Below are 11,707 nucleotides of genomic sequence, written 5' to 3'. Positions count from 1 at the left end.
AGTGTAGGGGCGATCCGCACGACTGGACATGCACCGGGGTGTGGACGTATGCGCTGGATACAGTGCCCGCATGAACAGCACGCCCGCCCCTTTCGACGAACTCGACCGGAAGATCATCACCGCTCTGATGGCGAACGCCAGGACGAGCTTCGCCGAGATCGGGACGGCCGTCGGTCTGTCCTCGACGGCGGTCAAGCGCCGGGTGGACCGGCTGCGGGACACCGGGGTGATCACGGGATTCACGGCCACCGTGCAGCCGTCGGCGCTGGGCTGGCGCACGGAGGCGTACGTGGAGGTGTACTGCGAGGGCGCCGCGCCCCCGAGGCGCCTCGCGGAGGTGGCGCGCAACCATCCGGAGATCACCGCGGCGATGACGGTGACGGGTGGGGCGGACGCGCTGCTGCACGTGCGGGCACGGGATGTGGAGCACTTCGAGAACGTGCTGGAGCGCATCCGGTCCGAGCCCTTCATCCGCAAGACGATCAGCGTGATGGTGCTGTCCCATCTGCTGCCGGACAGCCCCGAGGCGGGCGCGAGCCAGCCCGCTCCCGAATAAACCTGCGTGGGCGCAGTGAACCTGCGTTTACCAGGCACATCACGCAGCATTCCTGCGTCGACACGCAATGCATGTTCCTTGTCGGGCGTCCCCGTCAGTTCCTACCGTGGTGTCAACCCCAGTCGACTCCGCAGGAAAAGGGAAAGGTGGAGGTACCTCACTGTGACCGAAACCCGTGTGCGGCGCCCTCGGCGCTTCCTCGTCTGTGAACCCAGACACTTCGCCGTGCAGTACGCGATCAACCCCTGGATGCGTCCCGACAGCCCCGTCGACGTCGACCTCGCCCAGGAGCAGTGGCAGGGACTGGTCCGCGCCTACCGGGCCCACGGCCACACCGTGGACACCGTGGAGCCGGCCCCCGGTCTCCCGGACATGGTCTTCGCCGCGAACTCGGCGGTCGTGGTGGCGGGCCGGGTCTTCGGCTCCCTGTTCCACGCGCCCGAGCGGCGGCCCGAGTCCGTCCACTACGACACCTGGTTCAAGGCGGCGGGCTACGACGTCCACCGGCCGGAGTCCGTCTGCGAGGGCGAGGGCGACCTGGTGTGGACGGGCCGGTACGTGCTGGCCGGCACCGGCTTCCGGACGACCCGTGAGGCGCACCGGGAGGTGCAGGAGTTCTTCGGCCACCCGGTGATCAGCCTGACCCTGGTGGACCCGCACTTCTACCACCTGGACACGGCGCTGTTCGTCCTCGACGACGACAACATCTCGTACTACCCGGAGGCGTTCTCCTCCGGCAGCCGTGAGGTGCTCGCCCGGCTGTATCCGGACGCGGTGCTCGCCACCCGCGACGACGCCATGGTGTTCGGTCTGAACTCGGTCTCCGACGGGCGCCATGTGTTCATCGCGCCCCGGGCCGAGGCCCTCGCCTCCCGTCTCACCGAGCGCGGCTATGTCCCCGTCCCCGTCGACCTCTCGGAGTTCCAGAAGGCCGGCGGTGGCATCAAGTGCTGCACGCAGGAGATCCGTTCATGACCGCACCCGTCGTCCCGACGCGCACCTCCGCCGATCTGATCCGCGCCGAGGAGCCCGTTCTCGCGCACAACTACCATCCGCTGCCCGTGGTCGTCGCGAGCGCCGAGGGCGCCTGGGTGACGGACGTCGAGGGCCGCCGTTACCTCGACATGCTGGCCGGCTACTCGGCCCTCAACTTCGGCCACCGGCACCCGCTGCTGATCGAGGCGGCCCACCGCCAGCTGGACCGTCTCACCCTCACCTCCCGTGCCTTCCACAACGACCGCCTCGCCGAGTTCGCCGAGCGGCTCGCGGAGCTGACCGGCCTGGACATGGTCCTGCCGATGAACACGGGCGCGGAGGCGGTCGAGAGCGGTATCAAGGTGGCCCGCAAGTGGGCGTACGAGGTGAAGGGCGTACCCGCCGACCGGGCGACCATCGTGGTGGCCGCCGAGAACTTCCACGGCCGTACGACGACGATCGTGAGCTTCTCGACGGACGAGACGGCGCGGGCGGGCTTCGGGCCGTTCACCCCGGGCTTCCGGATCGTGCCGTACAACGACCTGGCCGCGCTGGAGGCGGCCGTCGACGAGACGACGGCGGCGGTGCTGATCGAGCCGATCCAGGGCGAGGCGGGCGTCGTCATCCCCGACGACGGCTATCTGGCGGGGGTCCGGGAGCTGACCCGCCGCAGGAACTGCCTGTTCATCGCGGACGAGATCCAGTCCGGGCTCGGCCGTACCGGGCGGACGCTCGCCGTGGAGCACGAGGGGGTCGTGCCCGACATGCTGCTGCTCGGCAAGGCGCTGGGCGGCGGGATCGTGCCGGTGTCGGCGGTGGTGGCCCGGCGGGAGGTGCTGTCGGTGCTGCGGCCGGGCGAGCACGGGTCGACGTTCGGCGGCAATCCGCTGGCCGCGGCGGTGGGCACGGCGGTGGTGGAGCTGCTGGAGACGGGTGAGTTCCAGCGCCGGGCGACCGAGCTGGGCGTGGTCCTGCGGGACGGGCTGACCGGGCTGGTCGGCAAGGGCGTCGTCGGCTTCCGGGCGCGCGGGCTGTGGGCGGGTGTCGACGTCGACCCGGCCCTGGGCACCGGCCGCGAGGTGAGCGAGCGCCTCATGCGCAAGGGCGTCCTGGTCAAGGACACCCACGGCTCGACCATCCGGCTGGCGCCGCCGCTGACCATCACCGGCGAGGAACTGGCCTCGGCGCTGGCCACCTTGGAGAGCGTGCTGACGCGCGACGCCTGAGGGACGCGCCCCGCGAGGGGCGCGGATTCCCGGCCGCGCCTGCGCGCGGCCGCCGCCTCCCGGGTGGCTCGGCCGCTGTCGTGCAGGCAGGGTGAAGATTGAGTCAGGAGGTGGTAGACCACTCTCAGCGACAGAGAGGTCGGCCGTGGGCACACACGACGAGGACGACGTTGCCCGCCGGTGGTTCGACGTGGCGGACACCGCCCCCCTGCTGCTCGACGCTCAAGGGGTGGTGACGAGCTGGACCAGGGAAGCCGAGCGCTTGCTGGGATATGCGGCCGCCGAGGCGGTGGGCGAGGACCTGGCCCGGCTGCTCGCCCCCGGGGACGCCGAGCGGCTGCCGTACGTCATGGACCGGTGCCGGCGGGACGGCGGCTGGGCCGGGCTGCTGTCCGCCCGCCGCCGGGACGGACCGCCGGTGTCCGTGATGGCGCGGATCACCTCGGCCGATGAGCCCGGCGGCAGCGCGCGCTGGCTGGTCCTGGTCAACGAGATGGCCGACGCTCCCGGCTGGGACATGAGCCGCGCGGTGCTGGAGCAGATGATCGGCGGCTCCCCGATCGGTATCGCGATGGTCGACGCCGACCTGCGTTTCGTGTGGTCGAACGCGGCCCTGACCCAGTTCGGCGGCGGTCCGCCGGAGAGCCGGCTGGGGCTGCGGCTGGCCGAGGTCCAGCCGGGGCTGAACTCGGAGGCGATCGAGGCACAGATGCGACGGGTGCTGGCGACCGGTGAGCCGGTGCTCGGCTACGAGCTCGTCGGGCGGGTACGGGCGGCGCCGCACCGCGAGACGGCGCACATGCTGTCGTTCACCCGTCTGGACGACGAGCACGGCGCCCCGATGGGCGTCTACTACACGGTCGTGGACATGACCGAGCGGCACCGCGCCCGGCAGCGGCTCGCCCTGCTCGACCGGGCCGGCCGGCGCATCGGCCGCAGCCTGGACATCGCCCGGACCGCTCAGGAGCTGGCGGACGTGGCGGTGCCGGGGTTCGCCGACCTCGTCACCGTGGATCTGCTGGAGCCGGTGTTGCGGGGCGCGGAGCCCTCGCCCGGCCAGGTGTCGGACGACGCGGACGACTCCGTCACCCTGCGCAGGGCGGGACGGCGGGCGACCGGCGATCCCGGGGTCGCGACCGGCAGCCGCGAGGTCGTGCACCGGGGCGGCTCGCCGGCGGTGCGCGCTCTGGTCGGCGGACGGCCCTGGCGGGTCGAACGGCTCGATCCGCTCGACCCGCTCGATCCGCTCACCGAGGAGTGGGTCGCGGAGCTGCCCGCCGGTTCCGAGCCGCCCAGTGCCCTGATCGTGCCGGTCCGGGCGCGGGGGGTCACCCTCGGCGTGACCACGTTCCTGCGGCGCCACCGGCACGAGCCCTTCGGCGAGGACGATCTGGCGCTCGCCGAGGACCTCGTCTCGCGGGCGGCCGTCTGCGTGGACAACGCGCGCCGCTACACGCGCGAGCGCGACGCGGCCCTGGTGCTCCAGCGCAATCTGCTCCCCCGCCGGCTGCCCGAGCAGGACGCGGTCGAGGTGGCCGCCTGCTACCGGCCGGCCGACGAGCTGACCGGTCTCGGCGGCGACTGGTACGACCTGATCCCGCTGTCGGGTGCGCGGGTGGCGCTGGTCGTCGGCGAGGTGCCGGGGCACGGCATCGACGCCGCCGCGGCCATGGGGCGGGTACGGACCGCCGTGCGCACCCTGGCCGCCCTCGACCTGCCGCCTGCGGAGATCCTCGCGCACCTCGACGACCTCGTCGCCCGCATGGACGACGAGGAGGGCGTGGCGGCCGAGACGGAGCCGCAGGAACCGCGGTCGGGCGGTGCCCAGACCGTGGGCGCCGCGTGCGTGTACGTCGTGTACGACCCCGTCGACGGGCGGTGCGTGATGGCCGCGGCGGGGCACCCCGCCCCGGCCGTCGTCCTGCCCGACGGCAGCGTCACGTTCATCGAGCTGCCCCAGGGCTCGCCGCTCGGTGCGGGCGGGCCGCCGTTCGAGTCGGCCGAGGTGACCCTGCCGGAGGGCAGCACGCTGGCGCTGCACACGGACGGTCTGCTGGCCCGGGGCGAGCGGTGGGCGCTGGACACCGACCGGGAACGGCTGCGGCAGGCCCTGGAGCAGTCGGCGGACACCCTCGAGCTGCGCTGCGGGACGGTGATCGACGCCCTGGTCCCGGCCCGCCCGTACGACGACGTGGCCCTGCTGATGGCCCGGACCCGTCGGCTGTCGGCCGAGCGGGTCGCCGACTGGGAACTGCCCGCCGACCCGGCGGCGGTGGCCGAGGCCCGCAAGACCGCGAGCCGCCGGTTGGCGGAGTGGGGTCTGGCCGAGCTGTCGTTCACCACCGAGCTGGTCGTGAGCGAGCTGGTCACCAACGCCATCCGGTACGCCACCGGACCGATCCGGCTGCGGCTGATCCGCGAGCGCACCCTGGTCTGCGAGGTCTTCGACGGCGGCACCACCGCGCCGCATCTGCGCCATCCGCGCGCCACCGACGAGGGCGGCCGCGGGCTGCTGCTGGTCTCGCAGGTCACGCAGCGGTGGGGCACCCGCTTCCTCCCCGAGGGCAAGATCATCTGGGCCGAGCAGTCGCTCACGGATCCCGATGCCTGACCGGCCCTCGCCGGTACCGACCGGCCCTGACCGACTCTGACCGGCTCCACGGAGCGGCCCACCCACCCCATTCGTCACATCACATGAGAAAATGACGCAAAACCGGCGGATGGGACGCTGCCATGAACGACACGGCGATCGACTACACGGCGGTGTTCCAGGCGTTGCCGGGCGCGGTGGCGCTGCTGACACCCGAGCTGGTGTACGCGGACGCCAACAGGGAGTTCCTGCGCGTGTCCGGCCGCAGGCGCGAGCAGTTGATCGGCCGGCACGTCTTCGAGGTCTTCCCCGACAATCCCGACGACGGGGCCGCGAGCGGCATGCGCAACCTGGAGGCCTCACTGCGGCGGGTGCTGGCCACCGGCGAGCGGGAGGCCATGGCGCTCCAGCGTTACGACGTCGAGTCGAGCGAGCGGCCCGGCGAGTGGGACGAGCGCTACTGGAGCCCCGTCAACGCGCCCGTGCACGGGCCGGACGGCTCGGTGGTGCTGATCGTGCACCGGGTCGAGGAGGTCACCGAACTGATCCGGGCCCGCGGCGGCCGCGGGACGGGCGGGGACGGAGCACGGGCGGGCAGCCGGGGCCGTGTCCTGGAGGCCGAGCTGTACACCCGCGCCCGCGAGCTCCAGGAACTCAACGAGCGGCTGCGGCTGGCCCATGCCCGTGAGCGCGAGGTGGCCCTCGCCCTTCAGGAGGCGATGCTGCCCGCCGGCCGGCAGGTCGGGCACCACCGGGCCGCCGTGCGCTACCGGCCGGCGGTCGGCGCGCTCAACGTGTGCGGCGACTGGTACGACCTGGTGGACCTCGTCGGCGGCAACCGCATCGGCGTGTCGGTCGGCGACGTCGTCGGGCACGGTCTGGAGGCGGCCGGAGTGATGGGCCAGCTGCGCAGTGCCCTCAGCGCGGCCTCCCGGGTCGCCGCGGGCCCGGCCGAGGCGCTGAACGTCCTCGGGCGGTACGCGCACGTCGTGGACGGCGCCGAATCCGCCACCGCGGTCACCACGTTCATCGACTTCGACCACCACATCATCACCTACAGCAGCGCCGGGCATCCCCCGCCCGTGCTCGTCCACACCGACGGCCGGGTGGAGTTCCTCGACCGGGCCACCGACCCCCCGCTCGACGCCCGGCCCACGCCGGTCCCCCGGCCCCAGGCACGCACCGCCTACGACAGCGGCGCCACGCTCGCGCTGTACACCGACGGACTCGTGGAACGGCGGCGCGAGGACATCGACACGGGTCTCGCCCGCCTCGCCGACGCCCTGGCACGGCACCGGGAGGCGGACCCCGAGTCCCTCGCCGACGCCGTCCTGCTGGAGTTGCTGCCGCCCGGCGGGGCGACCGACGACACGGCCCTGGTGATCGTGCGGCTGTGAGGGGGCGCGGCCGTGCGGGTCCCCCGCCTGTACACCTCGTCAGTCACATCGGCTCGTCAGTCACATCGACCACATCGACCTCGTCGGCCACGACAGCCACGACGGCCACGACGGCCACGACGGACGCGTGACCCGAGAGAGGCAGTCGGTTCGGCGGTCGGCGGGGCCGCGGCCCGCTCGACGGCCGGCCCGGCCGTACGCGAACCGGAATTCGACGGAGGCGCAGTTTCGCTGCCGGGCCCCTTGATGTTGTCGAGCAGGGAGCGTCCCTGTCTGTCCACGGCCCGGGTGAGCGACTCCTGAGGAATTCCGAAGGCGATTCCCCAAGCAATCACCTGAGTCGGCGTGTCGAGCCGTGTCGGACCCGGGAAGAACTCCCCACTCATCAGCAGTATTCCCCCCGCCGCCAGGAGAGCGCCCGACGGATCCCGCTACGGCGGCGGCAAGCATTCCGATGAACTCCAGGAAAAAAACACATCGGCCGATCCCGCGGAGTCCTTGTCACGGAGTTCCTCCTGCGAGGCGATGCGCAGCAGGGCCACCTCGGCCTCGCGCATATTCACCAACGCCCGACCCGCCGGAGCGCCTGACATACGCCTACGGATCTTTTACCCCTCGGGCCCCTGCAGAGCGGTCCGCGCCGCATTCAGGTGTGCCGTGACCTCGGTGAGACCCCTCTATTCCATTTGCCACCTTCGGAGAAGTATGAGCAACCGCGGAAAAATAGTGGATTCAGCCTCTGTGACGCAAACACGTGGCTCTGCGAGCGGCTCCCCGGGCAGCTTCGCCCCGTGCTTCCGCACAGTCGGCCCCGGCACCTACACTTACACCCCACGACTTACCGGCTGACCAGCCGGAACACGGCGGTTGGGCAAACCCGCTGGAGTGAGGAGCCACCCTTTGTTCTACTACGTGCTCAAGTACGTCTTGCTGGGCCCCCTGCTGAGACTGGTCTTCCGACCGCGGATCGAAGGCCTCGAGCACGTACCGGAGTCGGGTCCGGCGATCGTCGCCGGGAACCATCTGTCGTTCTCGGACCACTTCCTGATGCCCGCGATCCTCAAGCGCCGCATCACCTTCCTCGCGAAGGCCGAGTACTTCACGGGTCCCGGCATCAAGGGCCGGCTGACGGCGGCCTTCTTCCGCAGCGCGGGCCAGATCCCGGTCGACCGCTCGGGCAAGGAGGCGGGCCAGGCCGCGATCCGCGAGGGCCTCGGTGTGCTCGCCAAGGACGAGCTGCTCGGTATCTACCCGGAGGGCACCCGCTCGCACGACGGCCGCCTGTACAAGGGCAAGGTCGGGGTGGCGGTGATGGCGCTCAGGGCTCAGGTCCCCGTCATCCCCTGCGCGATGATCGGCACCTTCGAGGCGCAGCCGCCCGGCAAGGTGATCCCGACCCTGCACCCCGTGGTGATCCGGTTCGGCAAGCCCCTCGACTTCTCCCGCTACCTCGGCATGGAGAACGAGAAGGCGGTGCTGCGGGCGATCACCGACGAGATCATGTACGCGATCCTGACGCTGTCCGAGCAGGAGTACGTGGACCAGTACGCGGCCGTCGCCAAGGCGGAGGAGGCCGCGGCGAAGGCGGCCAAGGCCGAGAAGGAGCGCAAGTTCCCGCGCCTGCCGTCACGTTGACGGCCCCTCACGAATCGATGGTCCGTCAGGACGACTGAAAGGGCGGCCGGATCACTCCGGCCGCCCTTCGCTGTCGCGCGGGGGTGCTACGGCTTGGGCGTGGCGTGCGGCGCGCAGGTCACGTCCGCGGTGTCCAGCTTGCCGGTGAGCAGGTAGGCGTCCACCCGGGAGTTGATGCAGGTGTTCACCAGGCCGGTCACTCCGTGGGAGCCGGCGTCCTTCTCGGTGATCAGGCGGGAGCCCTTGAAGCGCTTGTGCAGTTCGACGGCACCCTCGTACGGGGTGGCCGCGTCATCCGTGGACTGCACGATGAGCACCTGCGGCAGGCCCTTGTGGGTCTTGACGTCCACCGGGGTCTGCTGCTGGACCGGCCAGAAGGCGCACGGCAGGTTCATCCACGCGTTGGCCCAGGTCATGAACGGGTAGTCCTTGTTGAGCCGCGTGTTGTCGCTGTTCCACTTCCGCCAGCTGGTGGGCCACTTGGCGTCGGTGCACTCGACGGCGGTGTAGACGGCGTTGCCGTTCTCCGAGGAGATGTTGCCGGCCGTGTCGGTCAGGTCCGGGGCGGCCGCGTCGACGAGCGCCTGGGTGTCTCCCGCGAAGTACTTGCTGAAGACGGTGGCGACCGGAACCCACGAGGAGTCGTAGTACGGGGCGCTCTGGAAGAAGGAGATCAGCTCGGCCGGGCCGACGATCCCGCCGATGGGGTTCTTCTTCGCGGTGGCGCGCAGTTCGAGCCACTTGGCCTGGACGGCGGCGCGGGTGGTGCCGAGGTGGAAGGTGGCGTCGTTGGCGGCGACCCAGTCCTGCCAGTCCTTCCAGCGGCCCTCGAAGGCGACGTCCTGGTCGAGGTTGGCCTCGTACCAGATCTTCTCGCGGGAGGGGTTGACCACGCTGTCGACGATCATGCGGCGCAGGTGGCCCGGGAACATGGTGCCGTAGACGGCGCCGATGTAGGTGCCGTAGGAGACGCCCAGGAAGTTGAGCTTCTTCTCGCCCAGGGCGGCGCGGATGACGTCCAGGTCACGGACGGTGTTCGGGGTGGTCATCTGCGCCAGCACGGCCTTGCCGCTGCGCTCGGCGCACCCGTCCGCGTACTCACGGGCGAGCTTGATCTGGGCGAGCTTGTCGGCCTCGCTGTCCGGGACCGGGTCGGCCTTCGGCGCCTTGACGAACTCCTGCGGGTCGATGCAGGAGATGGGCGCGGAGTGGCCGACCCCGCGCGGGTCGAAGCCCACGAAGTCGTAGGCCTTCGCCACGTTGGTCCAGACGGGGGCCTTGGTGGTGACGCGGCGCGGGAAGCGCAGGCCCGAGCCGCCGGGGCCGCCGGGGTTGTAGACGAGCGCGCCCTGGCGCTCCGCGGCGGTGCCCGTGTTGCCGATGCGGTCGACGGCCAGCTTGATCTGCTTGCCGTTGGGCTTGGCGTAGTCGAGCGGCACGGTGACCCAGCCGCACTGGATCGGCTTCTCCAGGCCCCAGTCGGCGGGGCAGTCCTGCCAGTCGATGCCGGCCTTGCCGGCGCGCTCCGCCGCGATCGCGGCACCGCGCGCCTCCCGGTCCTGCCCCGGACGGCCGCTGGTCGCGCTGGCCGTGGGCGCCGCGAAAGCGCCGGCGAGCATCGTCGCGGCGACGAGTACGCCGGCCGAGCCGAGCGCCGTGGTGCGCTTGTTCGGTCGTATGTCCTTCAAGTGGGAACTCCCCTACCTGGTGATGGCGGCAGAGGGATCCTCGCGGCTGTGAGGCACCTGAGAAAAGGTGTCGTTGACCTTCTTTGCCAATCCGATAACCGGAAAGTGATGTACCGCTCACCGGATGTCGACATCGGCGAGCGCCTCGTCCAACGCCCGCCGCAGCCGCAGCGCGTCGGGCGCGACGGCGGTGACGAGAGCCGCCGGCCCGGCCAGCGGCATGACACGGGCGTGCTCACCGATGTTCCGGGCCTCGGTCGGGGCCTCGCGGAACTCCGGTCGGACGACGACGAGTTGGCCCACCGCACGATACTCCGCCAGGACGGCGGGCCCGTCCCAGCCGCCGGGCGCGCCGGGCCCGCAGGCCAGTTCCTGATCGAGGACGACCCGCCCGGCGACCCGCACGGTGAGCCGGCTGGTCAGCCTCCCCGGCTCCTCCCCCACCCGGCCGAGCACCTGCTCCTCGCGCAGGACGAGCCGGGCGTCGGCCCCGAGCTCGGCCCGCGTGGTGACGAACAGATCGCTCCCCCTCGCCGAGATCAACTGCTCGGGCAGCCAGCGCAGTTCACCACCGTCGGCGACCGTGAGGCGGACGTCGTAGTGGGCCTCGTCCTTCGCCTGCCCGGGCAGGGCGATGGTGGCGGCGGCCGAACCGACGTGCAGCCGGGCGCCGTTCCCCACGTCGGCCTCGACGGCGAAACGGTCGCCGCCGAGAGGTCCGCTCATCGCGCCGACGAGCATGACGCGCGCCTCGCCGGCGGTGCCCCGGGTGCGGCGCAGGGCGAGCGGTCCGTCGCTCTCGAGGACGGGCAGGGAGGTCCCCCCGCGTCCGTCGTCCCTCGCCCCGATCCGCGCGGTGGCGTGCACTCCGCTCATGTCACGCCGTCCAGGCGGCGAACTGCGCCCGCACCCACGCGGCGACGTCCTGGACACCGCCCTCGCTCCGCAGCGACTGGAAGACGACCGGCAGTTCGGCCCGCTGGGCCTTGGCGTCGGCGGCCATCCGGGCGAGGTCGGAGCCGACGTACGGCGCGAGGTCGGTCTTGTTGACGACGAGCAGGTCGGCGGTGGTGACACCGGGCCCGCCCTTGCGGGGGATGTCGTCCCCGCCCGCGACATCGATGACGAAGATCTGCGCGTCCACGAGGCCCTTGGAGAAGGTCGCGGTGAGATTGTCGCCACCGGACTCGACGAGGATCAGGTCCAGCGGGCCGACCTCGTCCTCCAGGTCCTCCACGGCCTCGAGGTTGGCGGAGATGTCGTCCCGGATCGCGGTGTGCGGACAGGCTCCCGTCTCGACGGCCGTGATCCGCTCGGGCGGCAGCACGGCCTCCCTGAGGAGGAACTCGGCGTCCTCGCGGGTGTAGATGTCGTTGGTGACGACGGCGAGGGACAGTTCGTCCCGCAGGGTGCGGCAGAGCGCGGCGACGGTGGCGGTCTTGCCGGACCCGACGGGACCGCCGAGCCCGATACGGAGGGCGCGGCGCGAACCGTCGGCCCGACGCGCGTCGGCGCCGACGGCGGCGGGACCGTGGGGGGTGTGGTCGAGATGCATGACTACGGCTCCTCGGATCAGCCCGTCCGGCGTTTGAGGACGAGGCCCTTTCAGGGCCGAACGGGGGTCTGGGGGCGGAGCCCCC

At 71.7% G+C, this 11,707-nt stretch carries 9 protein-coding genes; 6 read left to right on the top strand and 3 right to left on the bottom strand.

Features of this window, described 5'->3' with window-relative positions; genetic code table 11:
• Window positions 1-70 precede the first annotated feature (70 nt).
• From OG933_RS36730 to OG933_RS36705, 6 genes are all read left to right on the top strand, one after another.
• A complete protein-coding gene (locus OG933_RS36730) occupies window positions 71-556 on the top strand; it encodes an Lrp/AsnC family transcriptional regulator (protein ID WP_020131619.1) in 486 nt (161 codons plus the stop codon).
• 162 nt (window positions 557-718) lie between these two features.
• Complete coding sequence (gene ddaH / locus OG933_RS36725) at window positions 719-1,531, top strand: dimethylargininase (RefSeq protein ID WP_054240453.1); 813 nt, start codon at window positions 719-721, stop codon at window positions 1,529-1,531.
• Complete coding sequence (rocD, locus tag OG933_RS36720; protein WP_405631203.1) at window positions 1,528-2,757, top strand: ornithine--oxo-acid transaminase; 1,230 nt, start codon at window positions 1,528-1,530, stop codon at window positions 2,755-2,757. The genes ddaH and rocD overlap by 4 nt, the downstream gene beginning before the upstream one ends.
• A 145-nt stretch (window positions 2,758-2,902) precedes the next feature.
• Window positions 2,903-5,368 carry a SpoIIE family protein phosphatase gene (locus tag OG933_RS36715; protein ID WP_405631201.1) on the top strand — a complete coding sequence of 822 codons (2,466 nt, stop codon included), beginning with the start codon at window positions 2,903-2,905 and terminating at the stop codon, window positions 5,366-5,368.
• Between the two features lie 122 nt (window positions 5,369-5,490).
• Window positions 5,491-6,744 (top strand): SpoIIE family protein phosphatase, encoded by a 1,254-nt coding sequence (locus tag OG933_RS36710; protein ID WP_362536647.1) that lies wholly within the window; start codon window positions 5,491-5,493, stop codon window positions 6,742-6,744.
• A gap of 900 nt (window positions 6,745-7,644) precedes the next feature.
• The gene (locus tag OG933_RS36705; protein ID WP_020131627.1) at window positions 7,645-8,379 is read left to right on the top strand and encodes a 1-acyl-sn-glycerol-3-phosphate acyltransferase; all 735 of its coding nucleotides are present in this window, start codon (window positions 7,645-7,647) and stop codon (window positions 8,377-8,379) included.
• Window positions 8,380-8,465: 86 nt separating this feature from the next.
• Here OG933_RS36705 and OG933_RS36700 read toward each other — a convergent pair whose 3' ends face one another.
• From OG933_RS36700 to ureG, 3 genes are all read right to left on the bottom strand, one after another.
• Window positions 8,466-9,998 carry an alpha/beta hydrolase gene (locus OG933_RS36700; RefSeq protein WP_405633615.1) on the bottom strand — a complete coding sequence of 511 codons (1,533 nt, stop codon included), beginning with the start codon at window positions 9,996-9,998 and terminating at the stop codon, window positions 8,466-8,468.
• A 186-nt stretch (window positions 9,999-10,184) separates the two neighbouring features.
• Entirely contained in the window at window positions 10,185-10,943 is a 759-nt protein-coding gene (locus tag OG933_RS36695) for an urease accessory protein UreD (RefSeq protein WP_362527382.1), read from the bottom strand.
• Window position 10,944: 1 nt separating this feature from the next.
• On the bottom strand, window positions 10,945-11,622 hold the full coding sequence (ureG, locus tag OG933_RS36690; protein ID WP_362527380.1) for an urease accessory protein UreG: 678 nt from the start codon (window positions 11,620-11,622) through the stop codon (window positions 10,945-10,947).
• Window positions 11,623-11,707 lie beyond the last annotated feature (85 nt).

The organism is Streptomyces sp. NBC_00016, from assembly GCF_045040885.1.
In the GTDB taxonomy this organism is placed as follows: domain Bacteria; phylum Actinomycetota; class Actinomycetes; order Streptomycetales; family Streptomycetaceae; genus Streptomyces; species Streptomyces coriariae.
Note: the sequence above shows the minus strand (reverse complement) of the source record. Positions and strands in the feature narration are given on the sequence as shown.